This is a genomic window from Trichocoleus sp. Lan (genome assembly GCF_039961855.1).
GTDB lineage: Bacteria > Cyanobacteriota > Cyanobacteriia > Cyanobacteriales > FACHB-T130 > FACHB-T130.
Genome location: NZ_JAMPKA010000002.1, coordinates 300,480 through 321,757, shown reverse-complemented (window position 1 = coordinate 321,757; position 21,278 = coordinate 300,480). Strand labels below are relative to the sequence as shown.

Annotated in this window: 24 protein-coding genes; 14 read left to right on the top strand and 10 right to left on the bottom strand. The window is 46.2% G+C overall.

Annotated elements, in window-relative coordinates:
• Window positions 1–112: 112 nt before the first annotated feature.
• A complete protein-coding gene (locus NDA03_RS02915; protein WP_348237240.1) occupies window positions 113–958 on the top strand; it encodes a carbohydrate ABC transporter permease in 846 nt (281 codons plus the stop codon).
• A gap of 91 nt (window positions 959–1,049) precedes the next feature.
• A complete protein-coding gene (locus tag NDA03_RS02910; protein WP_190430700.1) occupies window positions 1,050–1,313 on the top strand; it encodes a transporter suffix domain-containing protein in 264 nt (87 codons plus the stop codon).
• A 55-nt stretch (window positions 1,314–1,368) separates the two neighbouring features.
• Here NDA03_RS02910 and NDA03_RS02905 read toward each other — a convergent pair whose 3' ends face one another.
• From NDA03_RS02905 to NDA03_RS02885, 5 genes are all read right to left on the bottom strand, one after another.
• Window positions 1,369–2,406 carry a hypothetical protein gene (locus NDA03_RS02905; protein ID WP_190434304.1) on the bottom strand — a complete coding sequence of 346 codons (1,038 nt, stop codon included), beginning with the start codon at window positions 2,404–2,406 and terminating at the stop codon, window positions 1,369–1,371.
• A gap of 310 nt (window positions 2,407–2,716) precedes the next feature.
• A complete protein-coding gene (locus NDA03_RS02900) occupies window positions 2,717–3,232 on the bottom strand; it encodes a DUF4278 domain-containing protein (protein WP_348237239.1) in 516 nt (171 codons plus the stop codon).
• 354 nt (window positions 3,233–3,586) lie between these two features.
• On the bottom strand, window positions 3,587–4,549 hold the full coding sequence (locus NDA03_RS02895) for an alpha/beta hydrolase (RefSeq protein ID WP_348237238.1): 963 nt from the start codon (window positions 4,547–4,549) through the stop codon (window positions 3,587–3,589).
• A 120-nt stretch (window positions 4,550–4,669) separates the two neighbouring features.
• A complete protein-coding gene (locus tag NDA03_RS02890) occupies window positions 4,670–5,173 on the bottom strand; it encodes a DUF4112 domain-containing protein (RefSeq protein WP_190412352.1) in 504 nt (167 codons plus the stop codon).
• Between the two features lie 120 nt (window positions 5,174–5,293).
• Window positions 5,294–5,491: a hypothetical protein gene (locus NDA03_RS02885; RefSeq protein ID WP_190434305.1), complete on the bottom strand. Its 198-nt coding sequence runs from the start codon at window positions 5,489–5,491 to the stop codon at window positions 5,294–5,296.
• Between the two features lie 333 nt (window positions 5,492–5,824).
• On the opposite strand from NDA03_RS02885, the gene NDA03_RS02880 reads away from it, so the two are divergent.
• From NDA03_RS02880 to NDA03_RS02865, 4 genes are all read left to right on the top strand, one after another.
• On the top strand, window positions 5,825–6,016 hold the full coding sequence (locus tag NDA03_RS02880; protein ID WP_190412350.1) for a hypothetical protein: 192 nt from the start codon (window positions 5,825–5,827) through the stop codon (window positions 6,014–6,016).
• Window positions 6,017–6,279: 263 nt separating this feature from the next.
• The gene (locus NDA03_RS02875; RefSeq protein WP_190412349.1) at window positions 6,280–6,795 is read left to right on the top strand and encodes an inorganic diphosphatase; all 516 of its coding nucleotides are present in this window, start codon (window positions 6,280–6,282) and stop codon (window positions 6,793–6,795) included.
• A gap of 201 nt (window positions 6,796–6,996) precedes the next feature.
• Window positions 6,997–7,389, top strand: a complete 393-nt coding sequence (panD, locus tag NDA03_RS02870; protein WP_190412855.1) for an aspartate 1-decarboxylase — start codon at window positions 6,997–6,999, stop codon at window positions 7,387–7,389.
• 8 nt (window positions 7,390–7,397) lie between these two features.
• Window positions 7,398–8,333 carry an MBL fold metallo-hydrolase gene (locus NDA03_RS02865; RefSeq protein ID WP_190685123.1) on the top strand — a complete coding sequence of 312 codons (936 nt, stop codon included), beginning with the start codon at window positions 7,398–7,400 and terminating at the stop codon, window positions 8,331–8,333.
• Between the two features lie 188 nt (window positions 8,334–8,521).
• Here the strand turns inward: NDA03_RS02865 and NDA03_RS02860 are convergent, their stop codons facing one another.
• Window positions 8,522–9,595, bottom strand: a complete 1,074-nt coding sequence (locus NDA03_RS02860; RefSeq protein WP_348237237.1) for an anthranilate phosphoribosyltransferase family protein — start codon at window positions 9,593–9,595, stop codon at window positions 8,522–8,524.
• 80 nt (window positions 9,596–9,675) lie between these two features.
• Window positions 9,676–10,674: a LysR family transcriptional regulator gene (locus NDA03_RS02855; RefSeq protein WP_190434311.1), complete on the bottom strand. Its 999-nt coding sequence runs from the start codon at window positions 10,672–10,674 to the stop codon at window positions 9,676–9,678.
• Between the two features lie 251 nt (window positions 10,675–10,925).
• Between NDA03_RS02855 and NDA03_RS02850 the strand changes: the two genes are divergently transcribed.
• The 3 genes from NDA03_RS02850 (at window position 10,926) to NDA03_RS02840 (ending at window position 14,176) form a co-directional block, all read left to right on the top strand.
• The gene (locus tag NDA03_RS02850) at window positions 10,926–11,885 is read left to right on the top strand and encodes a diguanylate cyclase (protein ID WP_190528731.1); all 960 of its coding nucleotides are present in this window, start codon (window positions 10,926–10,928) and stop codon (window positions 11,883–11,885) included.
• A 105-nt stretch (window positions 11,886–11,990) separates the two neighbouring features.
• On the top strand, window positions 11,991–12,356 hold the full coding sequence (locus tag NDA03_RS02845) for a response regulator (RefSeq protein ID WP_190528729.1): 366 nt from the start codon (window positions 11,991–11,993) through the stop codon (window positions 12,354–12,356).
• A 2-nt stretch (window positions 12,357–12,358) separates the two neighbouring features.
• Complete coding sequence (locus NDA03_RS02840; protein WP_348237236.1) at window positions 12,359–14,176, top strand: ATP-binding protein; 1,818 nt, start codon at window positions 12,359–12,361, stop codon at window positions 14,174–14,176.
• A 20-nt stretch (window positions 14,177–14,196) separates the two neighbouring features.
• On the opposite strand, the gene NDA03_RS02835 is transcribed toward NDA03_RS02840, so the two are convergent.
• Complete coding sequence (locus NDA03_RS02835) at window positions 14,197–15,513, bottom strand: HEAT repeat domain-containing protein (protein WP_348237235.1); 1,317 nt, start codon at window positions 15,511–15,513, stop codon at window positions 14,197–14,199.
• Window positions 15,514–15,996: 483 nt separating this feature from the next.
• On the opposite strand from NDA03_RS02835, the gene NDA03_RS02830 reads away from it, so the two are divergent.
• From NDA03_RS02830 to NDA03_RS02810, 5 genes are all read left to right on the top strand, one after another.
• Window positions 15,997–16,572 (top strand): hypothetical protein, encoded by a 576-nt coding sequence (locus NDA03_RS02830; RefSeq protein ID WP_348237234.1) that lies wholly within the window; start codon window positions 15,997–15,999, stop codon window positions 16,570–16,572.
• Between the two features lie 106 nt (window positions 16,573–16,678).
• Window positions 16,679–17,914: an LL-diaminopimelate aminotransferase gene (locus NDA03_RS02825; protein WP_348237233.1), complete on the top strand. Its 1,236-nt coding sequence runs from the start codon at window positions 16,679–16,681 to the stop codon at window positions 17,912–17,914.
• Between the two features lie 166 nt (window positions 17,915–18,080).
• Entirely contained in the window at window positions 18,081–18,623 is a 543-nt protein-coding gene (locus tag NDA03_RS02820) for a Uma2 family endonuclease (protein ID WP_348237232.1), read from the top strand.
• Window positions 18,624–18,715: 92 nt separating this feature from the next.
• Window positions 18,716–19,279 (top strand): Uma2 family endonuclease, encoded by a 564-nt coding sequence (locus NDA03_RS02815; protein WP_348237231.1) that lies wholly within the window; start codon window positions 18,716–18,718, stop codon window positions 19,277–19,279.
• A gap of 145 nt (window positions 19,280–19,424) precedes the next feature.
• The gene (locus NDA03_RS02810) at window positions 19,425–20,762 is read left to right on the top strand and encodes a GIY-YIG nuclease family protein (protein ID WP_348237230.1); all 1,338 of its coding nucleotides are present in this window, start codon (window positions 19,425–19,427) and stop codon (window positions 20,760–20,762) included.
• Between the two features lie 10 nt (window positions 20,763–20,772).
• Here the strand turns inward: NDA03_RS02810 and NDA03_RS02805 are convergent, their stop codons facing one another.
• Both NDA03_RS02805 and NDA03_RS02800 read right to left on the bottom strand, forming a co-directional pair.
• A complete protein-coding gene (locus NDA03_RS02805; RefSeq protein WP_348237229.1) occupies window positions 20,773–20,901 on the bottom strand; it encodes a hypothetical protein in 129 nt (42 codons plus the stop codon).
• Window positions 20,898–21,092 (bottom strand): hypothetical protein, encoded by a 195-nt coding sequence (locus NDA03_RS02800; RefSeq protein ID WP_190678690.1) that lies wholly within the window; start codon window positions 21,090–21,092, stop codon window positions 20,898–20,900. The genes NDA03_RS02805 and NDA03_RS02800 overlap by 4 nt, the downstream gene beginning before the upstream one ends.
• Window positions 21,093–21,278 lie beyond the last annotated feature (186 nt).

The window sequence follows — 21,278 nt, the reverse complement described above, 5'->3', positions numbered from 1 at the left end:
GTCGATCCTAGACCGACCTAAATTTCTGTGGAATAGTAACGTAACTTAATCTAATAATTGTACTGTACCTATCCTGGAGCCAAACGGGATCAGTCAATTTAAGTAAGTATTCATGCCTAAGAAAAATCCACAGGGTCGATTGTCAGTCACTCAGCTTTCCCATCTGGCGAACCCGCTATTGCTATTGCTGGGCGCTTGTGTCGTGCTATTACCGCTTGGCATCGTCTTCCTTACCTCTTTTGACAAAGTGGGTGCGACACCTGGAGGAAGCTTCTTTCCATCTAACCCCAGCTTTGCCAACTACCGCGAAGCTTGGAGGCGCGGCAACTTTCTGTTAGCGTTTGCCAATTCAACTCTAGTGGCGCTAGCTGTAACGGGGTTTCAGACGATCACCGCTGCTCTCGCCGGTTATGCGTTGGCGCGGCTGAAGTTTCAGGGGCGTCAGGCAATTCTGCTGATTGTCTTGGCTACGCTGGTAATTCCCTTTCAACTGTTGGTAATTCCAATTTTTTTGGTTTTAAAGTGGGGACACTTGATCAACACTTACTGGGCGCTGATTTTACCTACGGCGGCGAATGGATTTGGGATTTTTCTGTTGCGCCAGTATTTTCAAACCATTCCAGTGGAGTTGGAGGAAGCAGCGGCGCTGGATGGGGCAAACCGCCTACAAATTCTGTGGCGGGTGATGCTACCGTTGTCTCGTCCGGCATTGGTGACGCTGTTTTTATTCACATTTATTGGGGAATGGAACGATTTGTTTAAGCCCCTGATTTTTACAACGCGACCGGAATTGAGGACGGTGCAGCTAGCGTTGGCAGAGTTTCAGGAGCAATTTACGAATAATTGGCCTTTGCTGATGGCGGCTGTTGCGATCGCTACCGTACCTGTCGTGTTACTGTTTCTCGTCGGACAGCGTCAGTTCATTCGGGGGATTGCGGCGACGGGGATTAAGAATTAATCTGACGCTTGCAGGGGATGTCTTCTATATCCCTACAAGATACTGTGCATATATCCTGTCAATCTTGTTACAGTTTGTCACAATCAGGAGTATGCAGAAACTCGGTATATTTTTAATTGTTTTCTCTTTCCTGCCTTGGGTGGCAATCCTCTTAGTGGTGCCCTTGCTACCGCTAGCGATCGCCCAAAAAGCCATATTGGTTCCGATTCTTGCGGTTGTGGGAGAAATTGCCTTTTGGGTAGGTTTGGTGCTAGTCGGAAAAGAAGCCGCAACCAAATATCGGGCTTACTTGAATCCGGGCGCAATTTGGAGGAAGGTTAAAAAATTGATCCGCCCTAAGAAGAGATCGAATTGACCTATCTTGGGAGATATCTGGAGAACCGCGATTAATCGCCTCTGAAGAAAGCGTTTTAGGCGTTATCTGCGATGACTTTGAGGCGAATCGTGCGATCGCCTTCATCATCCAAACTTACCTCCACAACTTCACCCGCAAGGCGTTCCAGGCAAGAAAGGAGCGATCGCAAATGAGGGCTACTTGCGCCAGTGTCTACATACAGCCTATCGGTCAGACTGCCCAGCCGCTTCCAGGTCATGTAAAATTTGGCAATCGTCTGTTCCAGTTGCGCCGCCTGCTTCACCATATCGGCGGCGGTATTTAGACAACCCAGACGCAAAGCTTCCTCTAATGCCATTTCCACGTCAATAGAGGTGCGCTCAATTGCCTGGACTTGGGCGGCGGCGTCTAAGTATTTAGATAAATTCCGGGCATCTGATGTCACCTGTTTAACCGTATCGACATCCGGGTTCCCGGCGACTTCCTCTTTCAGGGCGCTGATGTGAGATTCTGGTAATTTCTCCATTTCCCGCACCAGAGGAGACAGAAATCGGGGGGGAAGAGAACCCGCAGCGGCCTTTTCCTTGACTTCATCTGGTAGCAATTCTGAATTCATGGCTGTCCATTCGTCGGAGAGTTGCCGCACTTCGCGCCTGGTAATGCGATCGCCTTTATTCGCCGCATCTGTCACCAGTTGTTGGATTTCTGGAGAAGCCTTAGAGGTTTCGATGAAGGCGCGTTTGCTGAAGCTACGAATCGCATCCGGGTCAAGATGTCCCTCCTCTAAGAGGGTATCAGCACTATTTGCCAGTTGAATTAAGGAATATGCCTGACTTTTACTAATTTCCCGTTCTTTCAGCCAATTGAGAAATCCGGTACCGCGTCCGTCACCGCCTTGTTTCTCTCTATCTCGCACGATTCGCAAAATCCGCCCCCGCCAGATTTCTGTCTGCAAGTCGAAGCGATCGCACACCAGCCAAGCATTCTCTACCAGCTTCTGAAACTCAAACTCTGGAATCTGCTCATCCTCTGGATCGGGCAGATCGAAATTTAGATCGACTGGGTTCTGAAGGGCAGCAGCCAGTTCGCTGGGAGATTCGGGTGATTGCACCATTAGTAGCGCTCTATGGGGGTCGATCGCCTTATTATGACACAACCCGTAGCCGCAGACTTTTTAGCACAAAAGCCCGCTCTTTGCAACGTTAAAATATAAGTCAAATCTTATAGAGGTAAATATGTCAACTAGCACCAACATTGGAAAATTAATTGTGCGTACTCCAGAAATCTGTAGAGGTCGTCTGCGAATTGCAGCGAGGAGAGTTTCTGTTTAAACAATCGCCCTAATCCAACCCGATCAACAGCATATTTTAAGTGCAGGTTGCTTGCAGCAAAATTCGCTCAATAGTTGGCATTGCAATCTGTGGCTAAGATTCTGGCGTTTGTTTTGATTCTTCAACCAGAGGTGTAGGGGAAGCTTGAGGAATAACGGTAGCACCTCGATATTTTAATCCCGATGTCGGTTGAGACACCGGCATATTTTCTGTTTTACGGACTTTACAAACCTGACCCCGGTATTTTCCTGTAACTTCAACTTCTGCTACTTCAACGGTTGAAGGGGTGGATTCGTAGTTAATCCCGCGATAGCTGAGTTGAGTCTTGTCGTCTTCCTGAAACTCAGATTGAGGCTCAATCTTGGGCTCAGATTGCGTGTCAAATTGAGCCTCGACTACAGGCTGACATTGCTGCAAAAGTCGTCTCGCGCTTAGCAGTACGACCAATAGCAGCAATACCTGAATTTGCCAAGGCGCTACAACCAAACTTACAAATAAACCAACAAGAGAAATTGCGGCGGCGAGATAGGAAATTTCGTCAGCAGAATTTTGAAGGATATAAACAGCTAGCAAGGTAATCGCTAGCGGCATGATGAAAGACAAGGACATATTTATCACTTCTGAAGTTACCTCTGAAACTAGAGTGCGAAGTGTATTTAAAAATATAAGCGAATTATTACTAATCAGCCTACTACTGGTGGATTAATTTGGCTCATCCTTTTGGTTGAACAGTTGAATTTTAAATCGGTCGTATTTAAGAACTGGCTGAGGTTCCAAGCAGAGAAGAAACTATCATAACTGACGGGAATGCGATCGCAACCTAACAATACGGCGACACATCTCTCTCATCGCTTGCCTTTGGCGACGGCGCGGACTTTGTTTATATAAGCTAGTAGGTGCGGGATCTCCCTGCACCTAGTGGAGTTTGGAATTAAATGGACAACACTTAGGGTAACTTTACTGCTAAAAACGATACAAAGATTCTGAATTTAGAAAATCTGTATCGCGCATAAACTCAAGAATCTCGGACGCGATCGCATCTGCGTGACTTCCCGCCGCATCATGACCGCAGTTGGGGATAATCTTAAACTTAGAGCTGGGCATACAGGCATGAAGTTTTTTGCCATCAGCAACTGGGAACCATTGATCTTGATCGCCCCAAAGAATTAGAGTCGGACAGGCGATCGCACTCAGGTTATCTTGGACGTTACGAATTAAATTCGGTTCATTCTTTACCAAACGCTGAATTTCTTGCGCTGCGTGTTGTAAATCCTCGGCAGTTTTTGTCAAAGCATTCGGAAATTCGACATACGGATAAGTAATCCAGTAAACTTCTTCGGGTGTAATTCGTGTCCAATCCACTACAACTTCCCGACGCCCGAAGGCTACAATTTGCCACAGTAGCGGTGCAAATAGTTGAGTCACGCGCAAGTGATCCGCTATCTTAACTAAATCTAACGGCAAATCTGCTAATAACTGCATCCCCCAAAACGGCAATCGTTTGAGGAAAATCGGTACATTAATTACAACTAATCGATCGAACAAATCTGGATGCGCTTGGGCAGTGGCGAGGGCCACTAATGCCCCCAAAGATAGGGCTACCACAACAGCCGGTTCATCGCATAACGCTCGCACGATCTGCTCTAGTTCGAGCGATTGATGACCGAGTATTTCCGGGTGTGATGGCATCTCGGAAAAACCGTGTCCTTTCGCATCGAAACAGATAACGCGAAAATGTTGTGACAATGGCTCAATCGCGTAACGCCAATTGTAGCTCCAGCTCGCCATTCCATGCACTAAAAATAGCGGTTTACCTGTACCTTTTTCGCCATAAGCAATTTTTACAGGATTCCCGTTAGCATCAGAAATGGTTATCGTTTGACGCCCGTTTGGAAATGTGGCTTCCCACCAGTCTTTCTTACTCATCTGTTGTACAATTCCCTTGAGAATCGAATTCAAGGGTTAGCCAATAAACTTTGCTTGCAAGGAATTAAAAATATTCAGATTGGAAAGGAGAAACGAATTAAAGTTTTTAATTTTTAATTTTTATTTAGTTATCGTTTGCCACAGCAGATTCAGGATAAAAAGACTGAAAGCAGCAATGCAAATCACAAAGAGCATCAACCCACCCAACAGCAGAATGATAAACCACCAATCTGCTTTTTGACTCTGCCGAGGAGAAGCGAGATGAGCTTCTAGAAGCATCATGTTTTTAGCATTCGCTTTCCAGGTAGCGTCAAAGAAATCCCCCAACACCGGCACAGTGCCAACTAAAGTCTCAAAAATAATATTTAGCACCATCCGCACCAAAGCTTCTCGTGGTAGACCCAGCAGCGCTGCCTCCAGCACGATATAGCCTGACAAGGCACTTCCTAGTATATCCCCGCCTCCAGGGAGCAGTCCAAGTAGAGGATCGATGCCCACGCGGTAGGAAGTTCCCGGAATCGCGATTGCATTATCCAGAATATAAGTAAGCGATCGCAGGCGCTTAATTCTAGCTGACTTGGCGTCCGTCGATCTTATAGGAGGTTTGGGAGGAGGCTGAGACATCAGAATCGATAATGGGGGAGTGAGTAGCGGATAGGGAAAAAATCGTTACCACCTACTACTGACGGAAAAGGAACAAAGCTTCGTCTTGCTATTGGAATGTCTTGCTGTTGGCATCAGTGTTCAACACCTCAAACCCATCCCTTCTGGAGGTACGGAAGACATTTCTTGCTCCATATCCGTTAGCGTTGTCAGCGTTGAGCTAGGAGTTGCAACTTGTTCGATTTGAGTCAACAGGGTTTGCGCTTGTGTCTCTCCCTTATCAGCCAGTTGCTCTAGGTAGAGCTTGAGTTCGTCGGCAAGGGCACTGGGAAGGTACATGGCTACCACTCCGTCTTCCGGTGTGAGCTTCTTTTATGCATCATAGCTTCGTCGGGCACTAGAATTCAGCCCCGATTCTTGCAAGTTAACAACTTGCAAGTTAAATGTTTAAACTAACCTAAAATTTCTCCTCCTTTCAAGCTTTAATCTTCTATTCCCAAAGACGGTTGACATCCATCAGCGTGTTTGATAGCACCTATCTATAGGTTGAGATTGTTTAATAGACGACAGACAGCTTAGAAGAACTCGCTAGAATTAAGAACAGAGGAGGTTCAAAATTTCCCCTCTTTTCACTGTTTCATTTGATCGTGTTGAGTTTGCAATTATCTTTTTATGGAATTAAGTAGCCAGTCCTCTAACTCTTCTGACCAACCTCCTCCGCAAAGGTGGGCAGAGTTACTAGGAACTGCAATTGCTTTGTTGACTTTGACCTTACCTGTGTTTGCGATCGCTCACTACTCTCCAAGCGGCGCTCAAAGCTTGCAGCAGCAAACCAGCTATTCAATCCCGATACCCGAAGACTGACCTTCAAGATACAACAAATGGATATCGTGTAATCCTGGAATCTGGGTAAACAGAAGATTCTGTGTTGACCTTCTTCCCGTAGAATGCTCACAAGGGCTATCTGAAAGGATGAAGGATGAAGGAGGAATATTTCGATTCCTCCTTCAAAAACGGGTGCGATTCGTAGCGGCTGTAAAGTAACTACGTTAAGCCTCTACAGCCTTCAAACTGACATCAGGGCACCCCCAATACTTTGTGTTGCTTGGAGAAACTGGAGAAACGTTTTGGATTTAACACGCATTCCTGCTCAACCCAAACCAGGTCTCATTAACGTCCTGGTTGAAATTACCGCTGGTAGCAAAAATAAGTACGAGTACGATAAGGACTTACAAGCCTTTGCCCTAGACCGGGTGCTTTATTCTTCGGTGCAGTACCCCTATGACTACGGCTTCGTACCCAACACCCTAGCAGATGATGGCGATCCCCTGGATGGCATGGTGTTAATGGAAGAGCCAACATTTCCAGGGTGTGTTATTCAAGCGCGACCTATCGGAATGTTAGAGATGATTGACGGGGGAGATCGGGACGAAAAAATTCTATGCGTTCCCGACAAAGATCCGCGCTATGCCCAAGTCAAATCTCTCAAAGACCTTGCGCCACACCGACTAGACGAAATCGCAGAATTTTTCAAGACCTACAAGAACTTAGAGAAAAAGGTCACAGAAATTCTGGGTTGGCAAGATGTCGATAAAGTGATGCCGCTGGTGGAACAATGTATTAAAGCTGGCAGCAAAGGGTAGGTCTACGAGCGCTAGGTGAGCGAACTAGGAAAAAATTGAGGGATGAAGTGGTTTGAGAACGTTAGAATCAGCTTTAGCTGAGAAAACTTTTCATGCGCCGAACCCTAGTGCTGATAGATACAACATGAGGAAAGTGCAGGCATAGCAGGAGAAGCAATCAGCGCCTTGCACTTTCTCAATGGTGTTAATTACCTTTCTTGTATGCAGCGATCGCTTCTTCTATCAAAAATTCATAGTTGCACGCTTACTAGGGCAAATCTTGACTATGTAGGGAGTATCAGTATTGATAGAACCCTGTTGGATGCCGCAGGTATACTACCTTATGAACAGGTACAAGTCGTGAATGTCTCGAATGGAGAGCGCTTGATTACTTATGCAATCGCGGCACCTGCAAATTCAGGGGCAGTCGAACTCAATGGTGCGGCGGCTCGTTTGGGAATGAAGGGCGATCGCTTAATCATCATGACCTACGGGCAATTTAGCCCAGAAGAACTGAAAACTTATCAACCTAAAGTTGTCCTCGTAGACGGACAAAATCGGTTAATAGAAGTCCGCCGCTACGACGATCTGCTAAGCGTGCAGCTAACTTCTTGAGCGAATATATGTCTTCAAAAGAACCAGCGGCACCAAATCCTCAAATTTCCAATCCCACAGCGAGTCAGTCAACCCAAGCTGACGCCGAGTTTGTGGTGCAGTTTTGGGGTGTGCGGGGCAAAATTGCCGCCGCTGGTAAGGAGACGCTTCGCTACGGCGGCAATACTCCCTGTGTGGAAATGCGGGTAGGCTCCAAACGATTAATCTTTGATGGCGGCACCGGCTTGCGGTTACTGGGTAATCAATTACTGCGTCAAATGCCGGTGGAAGCTTACATATTCTTTACCGACTCCCAAAGCGATCGCATTCAAGGCGTTCCTTTTTTCGTTCCTGCCTTTATTAAGGGCAATTGTTTTCATATTTATGGGGCAGCAGGATCTGATGGAGCATCGATTCAACAAAGTCTCAGCGACCAGATGACGCCTCCGAATTTTCCAGTCCCTATACAGGTGATGCAATCAGAACTACAGTTCTACGATCTAACTCCCGGCGAGACGCTCGCGGTAGACGATATCACGATTGAAACCTGTTTAACCAACAATTCCCTGCGGACAATAGGCTACCGAGTTACCTGGCAGGGACGCACGGCTGTTTACGCTACGGGTGCAGACAACGATCCGAATGCCCTTGATGAAAATCTGCTGCACTTAGCCCGTGAAGCCGATTTACTCATTTGCAATGCGACTTCCCCGGAACTAGACCAAGGTTTGGGGGCAAACGGTGAGTCTTCTCATGCAGGTGACTTTGCGATTCAACCCTGCGAAAATCCCTTCTGGCAAACCTGCGTTAAAGCCGCTGATGCGGCTAACGTCAAAAAATTGGTGATGTTTAGCTACGAACCAGACTACAGCGATGACTTTCTCGACCAAGTAGAAGGACAAATCCAGTCGGCGTTTCCGAATGGATTACTCGCCCGTGAAGGAATGATTTTAGCCGTTGAGTAATCGGTCATGAGAGTGTAGAGTTTTGAGCCACAAAAAAGTTCTTAAATTCAAAATTCAAAACTTTTTTCTGGTAATTCAGAGTTTTGATCCCTCTTTTGTTACTTTAGGAAAAGAGGGATGAGTGACAAAAGAGTTCTTAAATTCAAAACTCAAAACTCAAAACTCAAAACTTTTTCCTAATCCTCCTCCTACCGACTACTGAAGACTGAAGAACTTAAAGAAGAAATCACCCGACTAATCTCCTGTAGTTTCTGGGCAACTTGACCGCTACCCAATAAAGTTTCTGCCTGAGTCAAACCGGATGATAAATCTGGGGCGAGACCGCAGTGCCATAGGTAAAAACCACCGTTCCAGATAGCTGCTTGCATAAGTTCGCTCTTGTTACCTTGCAGCACGGCTTGCATTTCTTGTACCAATTCAGTTGCGGAGTCTAGGGCAACTTCCTTTCCCTCAAAGCCGTAGTCACGGGGATGAAGCAGGAGGCGTTGCGGAGACGAACCGGGTTGCCAAGTTCCAATAATCGCCGTGCGATCGCGCGGTAAATCGCAGCTACCTTCTAATCCTTTCACCGCTGTGAAATACTGGGGGTTGCCTCGCAATGCCGAAGAGTCTTGAAACATCCCTTCCGTGGGAGGATGGACAAACCCCGCCACAACGTGAGCTTCCCCTGCATAGGGACACCACATTAACTCCATCGTTGCAAAGGGTGGACGTTTGCCAATTTGGTCGCGGTAGGGAACCAGTCCTGCCGCTTGGGGGAAATGCTTGGGCAAATAAACAAATCCGAGTTGGGTTGCCTCAAACACCTGCTGGACGACAGGGAGGGATAACTCAGCCCAATTGACACCCAACGCCTGCCAAATCTCAATCAGTGGCAAGCCTTCCTTGGTAGGCATCCGGTCGCCCCCGTGCATCACCACCGCCTGTCCAGCGGTTGCCAAGATTAAAGCTGTCAGTGGCGTTATGGGTGCCGTGCGCGATCGCCCATCGTAGGGCGTCCCCAGAACGATAACCGGGCGTTCTGAGCCGATGGGTTGCAGTTTTGGCCCTAGTGCGTCGTAGGCGTCTAGCATCCCTGCCAATTCTTCGCCGGTGGGACGCTTAATCCGATGGGCGATCATAAATGCTCCAATCTGCGCTGGTGTTGCTTCCTGTAGGAGCATCATCCGTGTCGCTTCCTCAGCTTCGGAGCGACTTATATTTTCGCCCGTATGGACGCCACTACCCACTTTTCGCAGAATTTCCCTGAACTCATTACTCATAGTATTTTGTCGTAGTCAATCGTTATCAGTTTTTGCGAATGGCTAATTCTCAAAAGATTTTTTGCAATAGCCATTAACCATTAGTTAACAGGTATAGAAGCATCCGAACAGATTATTGTGTTGCCAATGGCTCCTGCAAATTGCATCGGGACTAACTCGCGTACCATCTGGCAAAAGTGCTGAATGGGGGGAATCAGCAAGCGATCGCGCGTTGTTACCATCACGACCTGACGAGACAAGCTGGGATCTCCTAGCGAGTCGGCTAAGTTTGGCGTCCCCGGAGCGGGTGTGGAATCAATGACTCGAATCGCCAGCGTTGCATCCTGGCGCGCATCTACCAAAGCTGACTGGGGCAAAAGGGCAATCAATTCTCCTTGCCGCACAACACCGCGAAAGGCATCAAGCGTATTTAACTCCATCACCGCCTGAAGATTAGCGCCTTGCCGCAAAAATCGCTCTTGTACCAAGCGTTGCATCCCGTACCCATCCTTAAATACCACTTGCGGGTAGTGAACGAGTTCTGACCAGGGCACCTGTTGGTACTTAGTCAGAGGATGATTTGCCGCCATCAAGATTTCGATGCGTTCATTGTATAAGACATCGACCACCATATCCGGGCTAGCCGTTAAAAAGCGGTTATTCATCACGATCGCGACATCAACCATTCCGTCTCGCAAGACTTTGAGAGCGCGATCGCTTCCAAGCGATGTTACCCGCAGCTGCACCGCCGGGTAATCTCGGCAAAACTGCTGCAACACGGACGGCAAGTATTGGGCGCAAACCGAGTGAATCGCCGCTACACAGAGTTCGGGTTGCTTTCCTGCCAACAAGTCTGCTAATTCTTGCGTGGCTTGTTGCCACTCTTGACAAATTTTGCGGGCGCGGGGCAAAAAGCGTTCGCCTCCGACTGTTAGCTTTGCCTGAGCCGTGCGATGAAACAGGGAAATACCGAGATCCGTTTCCAGAGACTGGATTTGCCTGCTAATAGTGGACTGAGTGAACCCACACTTTCGCGCCGCTTGCTGAAAACTGCCGGTTTCAGCAACTGCTAGAAAGGCTTGCAACTGCTCTAGTCGCATGATATGTAGCCTAAATTACATTTAAAGCCGATGAAATGAATTTAGCGGATTTGCTTAACTGTTTTGGTAGGGCTTGATACAGCAGCTTAGTCAGGGTGGCACAAGCGGGTCTTACCATAGCATGAACGGGAAAACCCTTGGAAATAAATACGATATACGCCAATCGTATACTCAGCGAAGCGATCGCCTACGGCATCGCATCAAAATGAGTGATGAAAAAGATACCCCTTAGCAGTCTCTGATGAATCAGCATGAAGAAACAAACCTCGCTCCTGGTTGCCAGCCGAAACCACCACAACTTGCAACTGATCGCACAACTCTTGATTCAGGAAGGATATCCAATCCTCACCGCTGACAGCTTGGAGGAGTTTGAGCAAGCTTTGAGACATTCTGCACAAATCAGTCTCGCTATCGTAGATATCTCTAGTCTAGACAGTCGGATTTGCGAATGGCTGCGGCACGAGGCAATCCCCATTCTGATGCTTTCTAACCAGTCTGGCTCAACGGACTGGCAGTTTACACTGATCGCTGGTGCTGCCGATCATCGGATCAAACCCATCGGTAAAACAGAACTACTGACGCGAGTTAGTTCGATTTTGAAACACAGAGCTAAATTTGAGCTTGAGAAAGCCCGCGACAACCGGCTATTAAAAGCGGCACCCGATTTACAGAAGTCTAACCCAAAGGTAGATGACCTAGTTTTTAGAGACGCGCTGACAGGAATTGCTAATCGCCATCATTTTGAAGAAATTTTAGAACGGGAATGGAGACGTGCAGCAAGAGAGGCAAGGTTTCTGTCGTTGATTATGATTAATCTTGATTTTTTTAAAGATTTTAAGGATACCTACGGACTTCAGCGAGGCGATTATTGTCTGAGAGAAGTTGCAAAAGCTTTAAGTGCTGCTGTGAAAAGATGTGGAGACGTTGTCGCCCGATATGGGGGTGAAGAATTTGTGACACTTCTCCCCGATACCAATCGCTCTGGGGCGATTGTCGTGGCAGAGGCAATGCGTTTAAATGTGGCGGATGTAAACATTTCCTACGTGAATTCTCCGATTGGCGACCGAGTAACTATCAGTTTAGGGGTTGCCACGTTAATTCCTGAGAGAAATTCCACCCCACAAGCCTTGATTGCTGAGGCGCAAAAGATGCTATCTGTAGCAAAAGAGGAAGGAAGCGATCGCTTCAAAATTTATCCGATTTCAGGCTAACCTCAAGATCCAAATAACTGAATATTGAGCCGTTGTGAGCCATATCACGGCACTTATGACTGAATTACGATAGCACTAGAGAGAACCCAAAACAAAGGGGGAAATTTGAAGGAGCGACCGTTTATTTTGGCGGCAGAGCGAAACCCGTGCTACCTGGAACTTGTGGCTCAATTCCTCGGCAAAGAAGGGGATTGTGTCAAAAGTGCTAACCTTTTAGAGGCACTCGATCTAGCCCTATGCCAGTCAAAAGCAATCGGTTTGGCGCTGGTGGACATAGACGGTTTTTACCGGCGTGTTTGGAAATGCTGCGAACGAATTCGGGATCGGCAAATACCCTTTCTACTACTCTTGCCTAAGCAAAGTGTCGCGATTGAGCAGCAAAACCTAGCTCACGGAATGCAAAGTACATTAGTTAAACCGCTAGTCGTCAAAAAGTTCCTAGTGATCGTTCGCAGTCTACTAAGAGATTAAGTATGAGCCGGATTTTGTTGCTTGTAGAGCAAAAAGAAAACCGCCGCCTGCTCTCAGAGTGGCTTGCTGGGCATCACGAAGTATTGCTACCTGACGAAAAAGAGACGGGGAGCCGAGGAGCTAAGGAGCAGGAGAACAACAGAGAAATTTTACTCAATCCTCAGTCTTGTAGAAATGGGATAAATTGGCGTCTTCTCAGTTCTCAGCCGGAACGGGGTTTCCCTACCCAGGCTGCGCTGCTCAGCACTCAGCACGGGCAGGGTACTGTTCTACCCTTACCGCTTAGCCCTCAGTCTTTAATCCTGAACACAGCTTTTGACCTATGCGTCTTAGATAGCGCGGCTCTAAAGCAGTTTTGGGAAGAGGTGCAAGCTAGAAAAGCTGCTGAATTACCAGTTTTTCTGCCATTTCTGTTGATCGTTCCTCGTCAGGATGTGCGGTTGATGACTCGACACCCGTGGAAGAGTGTTGATGAGTTAGTCACCATCCCCATTGAGAAGATGGAGTTGCAGAAGCGGGTGGAGATGTTGTTGCGGACGCGACAACTCTCGTGGGATCTCAAACAGCGCAATGCTGAGTTAAAGGAGACAAATGAGCGATCGCAACAGGAAATTGTCAAGCATCAGCAAGCAGAAGCCCAACTCCGACAAAGCGAAGAAAAATTCCGGCAATTTCTAGAAGCAGCACCAGACGCGATCGCGATTGTTGGCGCAAGCGATCGCATCGTTCTCGTTAACACTCAAATTGAGAAAATGTTTGGCTATGAGCGCGATGAATTGCTTGGCAATACTCTGGAGATGTTGCTACCCGATTACATCCGGCGCGTACACGATCGAGAACGCACTGATTCCTGTTGTGAACCTCAAGTCCCACCGATGGGAGTGGGGTTTGAGCTATTTGCCCGACGCAAGGATGGCACTGAGTTCCCCGTAGATGTCAGCCTCAGCCACATCGAAACCCCGCAAGGATTTCTCGTTACTAGCATTATTCGCAACATCACCGTTCGCAAGCAAGCAGAAGAAGAAATTCACAAGGCGTTGGAACAAGAGCGACAATTGGGTGAATTGAAATCTCGCTTTGTGTCAATGGTTTCCCACGAATTTCGCAATCCGCTGACCTCAATTTCTCTTTCTGCCCATATGTTAGAACATTGCTCTAATGAATGGTCTCAGGAGAAAAAAAGCAAATATTTGCTGCGGATTAAAGACATCGTTAGAAATATGACCGACCTGTTAGAAGATGTGCTTTTAATCGGCAGAGCAGATGCCGGAAAATCAGAATTTAATCCAGTCCCCCTCGATCTAACAGAATTCTGCCGCAATTTGGTAGAAGAAATCCAACTGAGTGCTAGCAATCAGCACGAGATAAATTTTGTCAGTAATCAAACGCCATTCAAACTTGAAAATTTCAATACTGATAATTACTCTCTTCAAGGTTCTAATCTGGAATGTTTGACCGTCACTGAAAACGAATTTGAGACAATCGTTTCTATGGATGAAAAATTGCTGCGACAAATCTTGAATAATTTGTTATCAAATGCAATTAAATATTCCCCCCAAGGCGGCATTGTTCAGTTTGAATTGAATTGCCAGCATGGTGAGGCAACTTTTAAAATTCGAGATGAAGGGATTGGTATTCCTCCAGCAGATTTAGCGCGACTCTTTGAAACATTTCATCGAGCCAAAAATGTTGGCAAAATTCCTGGAACTGGCTTAGGGCTGGCAATTGTCAAAAGATGCGTAGAAATACACGGAGGCAAGATAGCGGTGGATAGCCAAGTTGGGTTAGGAACGACTTTTACCGTAACGCTTCCGTGTTAATAGTTAATAGCGAGTGGCTATTAACTATTCACTGTCCATTCTTTCAAAGCGATCGCGATTCCTTGTTTTAATTCTGGGGTGAGATTTTCGGTGGTAGCGAGTTGCTGTAATTGCTGGTAAGCAATGGGAAATTTTTTGAGAGCAGCGATCGCGTGCAGTTTTACCCCTGCATCGGGATCTGCTAACAGTTCAATTAACTGGTTGATCGCAATGGCATCTCCTAACTGTCCCCATGCCATTGCCACCGCTTGTTTAACCTTGGAATTTTGAGCAGTTAAGCTTTCTGATTCAAGTGCTGTCAGCAGGATTTTAGCAGCTGTTGGGACTAATTTTGGAGAATCCACTCGCCCCAAAACGGTGACAATTTCCTGCCATAGCACCGGAGACTCAACAGAAAGGGCTTGTTGCAAATACTCCAAGGCGGCTGCTGTTTGGGGGAGCGATCGCACGATGTCTACTTGCAAGCTAAGCGGTGTATTCGGGGATGAGAGTACCTGAAACAAGGCAACGGCGGCTTCATCTGTTCCCAGTCGTCCTAATGCGATCGCACTCTGCTGACAAACTTCCAAATTAAAGTCAAATAGCAGGGGTTGTAGCTGAGTTACTAGATTCAATTGTTCTAGTAAATCGGAGCGCATCCCCAAGCCAATTACCGCTTCTTTTCTCACTTGTGCGGCTGGATCTTGCAAGGCATCTATCAATACTGGTGGAATCCGGCTGTCGTGAAAGCTACCCAGTGCTTCAATCGCAGCGGCTCGAATCGCAGATTGGGGATCTTGAACCACGTTCAGGAGAGGCGCAATCGTTTCGGAACGGCGGATCTGAGCAAGCGATCGCACGGCTAACAGTCGTGTCTCTGACTCTGCTAATAGTTCGGTCAAAGCCTCCACAGCCGGAGAGCCGATATGCGCTAAAGCAGCCGCTGCTGCCACTGTAAGTTCTTCATCCTCAGATGTTCTCAGCAGCTCTACTAAGGCGGTGATGACGGCAGGATTGTCAAATTCTCCCAGAATGCGACCAGCAAACCAGCGCTCCTCCAAGTCGGCGTCTTCGTCTTTCAGAATGGAAATCAAAGGAGCGATCGCGCCTTCCCCTAGTTTGGGTAACACCTTCGCCACTTCCCACCGTTCTTGAAAATCCCCTGCGTCAAGTACATCTAAAGCCAGGTTCAATAATTGCTCTAAGTAAAGCGAGTTAGAATCCTCTCCTGTTGACGACTCCCCTTGCCTTACCTCTGCTTTGTTAAGTGGTAGTTGCTGCAAGCATTGGTTTAATAATGACCAGTTTTTTTGCTGTGCCGCAATAGTAGCCTGCTCTAAAACACTTAATAACATCATTTAAATCACTTTTACTCAATTTTAACCCGACGCCCTTGACCCACACTAACTAACCTTGTTTCCTGTCTTAGCCAGTTTACCTAGAGTTTAGGTGGCGATACTAGATTTGCCGATAAATCAGTATAGAGGCTGTGCGTGCTTCATTTTAAATAATAGAAACCTTTCTCAATCAACTCCTACCCCGGATTAAAATGTAAAGCAAGCATTGATTTAATGCATTAAGTTCACTCTTAAATTATTCTATAATTTAAAAAATAAATCATAGTTTTCACCTCTATAGCAGCCTTATTTGATTTTTGAGATCCCAGCGGTTCAGATCCCCGACTTCTCCAAGAAGTCGGGGATCTCGCCTTTAGAAACTCTTTAAAATTGCTATAGTTTTAGGAAATTACTGCTGCTCTCTACAATCAATATAGCAACAACTTTCTTATTGTTCGCAGAGCCTCAAAGTTGGCAACTAAATATTTTGGATAAGACAAGCTGATGCTAATCACGATGGAAATGCGCTGGTTTGAGCGCGGCGAAATCCCCACAGAGATTGAACGCTGGTTCAATCAAGATAGTCTCGGTGGACAGATAAAGTCACTAGAAGACCAAGAAGACTGGTATTTATACTTACCTAAGAGTAACTACCTGGGTATCAAACTGCGGCAAGGAAAGCTGGAAATCAAGTGGCGTCAAGCCGAATTAAAGGTGCTGCATTTTGGGGAGTTAGCGGCGGGGAAGGCAGAGAAATGGGCAAAGTGGACGTGTGAAGATCCCACTTCAAAATGCTTTATTCCCGCAGAGGTGGCGGGAAAAGAGTCTTGGATGAGTGTGAAGAAGATGCGATCGCAGCGTGTTTACCAAGACTGTGCTGTTGAACTCACTCAACTAAAGATTAATGGCAAGGATTCGTGGAGTCTGGCTTTTGAAGCTACAGGCGAAGATAACAAGTTGATGGATAATCTTCAAGCGGTAGCCAGCCAGGTGTTCAAAACTTACCCAGGTTCAAAGTTACAAGCTAAGGATTCTTTTGCTTATCCTAGTTGGCTGTCTGTAGTTGGGGAGTCACGCTAGGGCACTGACCCAATCTATAATCTTTGTTCACTTAACAGGATTAACCGTGGAATCGTAACGCGACGATTGGCAGTAAGCTATTTTACGGCGTTCGTGGCGATTCAACATGGCAACGATTAACGATAACTATCTCAAACTCAAAGCTGGCTACCTGTTTCCCGAAATTGCACGGCGGGTGAATGCCTTCGCAGAGGCTAATCCTGACGCAAAAATTATACGGCTGGGGATTGGCGATGTCACCGAACCCCTACCAGAAGCGTGTCGCACGGCGATGATTAAAGCCGTTGAAGATATGGGCGATCGCGGTTCCTTCAAAGGCTATGGCCCAGAACAGGGTTATGCTTGGTTGCGGGAGAAAATTGCCGCCCATGATTTCCAGGCGCGTGGATGCGAGGTTGATGCTTCCGAAATCTTCATCTCTGACGGTTCTAAGTGCGACACGGGTAACATTCTCGATATCTTTGGCGACGATAACGCGATCGCTGTCACCGATCCGGTTTATCCCGTGTATGTAGACACCAACGTGATGGCGGGACACACTGGCGCTGCTAACGATAAAGGCGAGTTTGGCGGCTTGGTGTATATACCCATCACCGCAGAGAACAACTTCACCGCTGAGATTCCTTCGCAGAAAGTTGACTTAATTTATCTCTGCTTCCCCAATAATCCTACGGGAGCAACCGCCACCAAGGAACACCTGAAAGCATGGGTGAACTATGCGAAAGCTCATGGCTCAATCATTTTCTTTGATGCGGCTTACGAAGCTTTTATAACCGATCCAGAGCTTCCCCATTCCATCTACGAGATTGAAGGTGCAAGAGATTGTGCGATCGAGTTTCGCTCGTTTTCCAAGAATGCAGGCTTTACCGGAACCCGTTGTGCGTTGACGGTTGTGCCGAAAACGCTGAAAGCACAAGCCGCCGATGGTTCCGATGTGGAACTGTGGAAGCTGTGGAACCGCCGCCAGTCTACCAAGTTTAATGGCGTTTCCTACATCGTGCAACGCGGTGCTGAGGCGGTTTACTCCGAGGAAGGACAGGCGCAAACGAAGGCGCTAGTCAACTTCTACATGGAAAACGCCAAAATTATCCGCGAACAACTGACAGCAGCCGGATTAGCGGTGTATGGTGGCGTAAATGCGCCTTACGTTTGGGTGAAAACGCCCAATGGTTTATCGAGTTGGGATTTCTTCGATAAGTTGCTGCAAACCTGCAATGTTGTCGGTACTCCTGGTTCTGGTTTCGGTGCTGCGGGTGAAGGTTATTTCCGCATTTCGGCATTTAATAGCCGGGAAAATGTGAATGAGGCGATGAAGCGAATTACCGAGAAGTTTAAAGTGTAGGCAAGAGAAGCCGCGCTTGTGGGGCATAAGTTACGCGATCGCTTTTGAGCATCAATTCTCGCTGCCTTGGTTAAACTCAATCTATAAGTCTCAAAGGTTGCGGTGGGCAATACCTATCGCAACCCTAGCTTTAACCGCTAAGTAACAAGCAATCTTACGAATCTTGATGGCTACCACTACCCAACGGCTCACACTGCAAGACTTCCTGAAGCTGCCGAATATTGAGGAGTCGCCAGCTTGGGAGTTAATGGACGGACAAATAAATCAAAAATCTATGCCCACAGCTTTCCACAGCATCTTGCAGAAACGGCTGACGGCTGCAATTGACCAAGCGGATTCACCCTATGAAGCTTTTCCAGAGCTACGCTGCATCTTAAGTAGTAATTCTGTTGTTCCTGATATTACCGTTATTCACCAAGACCGAGTCCCTTCTGAGAATATCGCTGTTGAAGGTGCCCCTGATTGGATGATTGAGATTCTCTCACCCGATCAAAGCACCACTAAATTGATTGCTAAAATTCAAACTTGCCTGCAAGAAGGAACTCAATTAGGGTGGCTGATCGATCCGACAGAACGAGTGATTATTGTGCTGTGGTCAGATACTCGGATGGCATTGCTCAGAGATAGCGATCGCTTGCCTGTCCCCCAAGATATCCCATTAGAATTGACAGTTGAGCAAGTATTTGGCTGGTTACGGCGGGCAAGTTGAGGATATCTAATGATAAGTCTCAATGGTTTTGGTAGGTAAGGCTCACCCTGCGTAGCTATATTTGCATTCAGCATAAATGGGAGTAACCTCAAATGGTACAAACACCCGCTAAACCTCTTACTTTAGAAGAGTTTTTGGCTCTACCAGAAACTGAACCCGCCAGCGAGTACGTTGATAGTCAGATTATTCAAAAGCCAATGCCGCAGGGAGAACATAGCACCATCCAAGGTGAACTAATTATTGCTGTTAATGCTGTCGTTAAGCCCAAAAAAGTTGCACGGGCATTTCCAGAACTGCGGTGTACGTTTGGTGGACGGTCAATCGTACCAGATGTAGCAGTATTTACCTGGGAGAGAATTCCCCGCAAAGAAAATGGCGGTGTAGCAAATGTATTTCAAGCGGCTCCTGATTGGATAATTGAAATCTTATCTCCCGACCAAAGTGCTACAAAAGTCACAAAAAAAATTCTGCATTCTCTCAAACATGGAACACAAATGGGCTGGCTGATAGATCCAACCGAGCAGACTATATTTGTTTATCAAGCAAAGCAACAACCAGAGGTGTTTGACGAGCCAGAACAGCAGCTCCCCTTCCCTTCATTTGCAAGCGAACTAAAGCTGACTGTAGGAGTTATATTTGGCTGGTTATTGGAATAACAGTACCTGATTTAGCAGTCGGAAAACTGGGGGTACTGTGTGATAAATAAACTTGAGCGATCTGTTTTCAGCAAAGCCCACAGAGATTACCTCTTGGGTGAAGTTTTCTATTTATTGCAAGCGAAACTTTCCTCGGACGATTTAAATGTTATTAAAAGATTTTAACTTATCTGAACTACCATTTGTTTACTTATTAGAAAAAAGTAATTTGCCTAATTGTGCAGCTATATACTTCGTATCTGACAGCAAGGGGCAAGTTATTTACATTGGTAGAACAGTTAACTTATTGGCTCGATGGCGAGAACATCATAGATTTAATCAGCTAAAAAGGCTTAATCAGAAAAATCGCATTAGTATTAGCTGGATGGTTTGTAGCAATGATATAAACGCTCTTTCAAGCCTTGAAAATGAGTTTATAAAATTATACAAGCCACCATTGAATTGGTCAAAAGTGGTATCGCCAGTTATAAGAATAACTCCCTCTGAGATAACACTACAGCAGAGCCTTCAGCAGCTAGCCAAATTGAACACAATGATATTTGGGTTTGACCCCATCGCTGACGAAGAACCGCCAACAATATACTTGGTTTACCCCGTCTTGGGTAAGCGTGGGATATCAGGAAGCATACGGAGTATATTAAAAAATATCAACAAAAGGGCTAGCGTGTTGAAGTGGAAAGAATACCACACAGATCCTAAGTCGTGGGGTAAATTTGGGTATTGGGAAACTGAGTATAACGGTATAAGAATAGACCTGTCTCCAGTTCAAGGCTTAGTCCACTTTATGCCTAATTCGACTTGTCGGACTATTGCTAGTGTAGAGCTTATGGCTTTTAGTCATGAACAGCTAGAAATACTTATAGCAGATGCACCAGAGTCTACAAAGGAAACTTCAGCTTTAGGTGCGTTAGAAGATGAACCTATTCCTATAGAAGTTGTTGCTCAATATCAGTCTAGTAAACCGAAGCATCAAGATGCTGTCCAAGTCGAACTCTGGGAGGAATTAGAACCAATGCCTGAAGGTGAAGCTAGAGTAATGACCCGTCAGTTCTTAGATGTGGATGGTATAGAAATAGAGGTGTGTACTAATGCAAACGAGAAGCATTTTGTTAGGCACAATGTTTACTGGTGGATAAATCACGGAGAAAAAAACCCCAATCCACAGCGGTACAACATTATACGTGACTTCCAATCGTCGGTAGATAAACTTCCTACTATCAGATGGTCTGGCTATAGGTTTAGATTAGAGACTATTGTATTTAGTGAAGACGATGTAGAAGTTGAGTGTATACTGCTTCCCTTGGCTATGTTTGAAGACCTAATGAAAGACACCTCAAAGTTTAGTGGTCTGAGTGAGAAGGTTAGAGAAGAAATCAAAAGCGGTGAATATAAATTCCAGCCAAACGAGAATGCAAATATAAAACTATGTGCGTGGTTACAGCGTAATTCCTTATACTCGCTGCTCCAAACCAACAACAGCTAAACAAACACAGTTACAGTAAGTGAAGGCGAATCAAGTCGTTCGCAAGCTTGACGATGCGATCGCGCCCATCAATTGACAGACAAATGCGATCGCTTAAATAAATCGCGATAAAGATGCGAGCATACGTTGTCTGAATCAAACCTTGACAACTTTCCACAAGATGAAACCAACTACTGCAACTGCAATTCCACCCAGTTGTAGTACGTTATGCAACACCGCACCTGAAATTCCCAGGAAGACCAGTACAATTGATACTGCGAGCATTCCTAATCCAATAGTGACAAGGATTTTGCCCCATTGAGGAGCTTTGCTATTTTTCGGTTCGTTCATAAGTTAGGAGTGTATGAATATTTGCCTAGTCAAGAGCCTCTAAAAGTCTTGTAAATCTCTGAAATTATTATATGAGAAAGTGGTTCTGCTGCCGATTAATTTGCTACTTTCACTATCAAATTATGATAAGTAAAGCTCAATTAACTACAAGCTTGAATTGCAACTAACATCCTCAGACTACAAAAA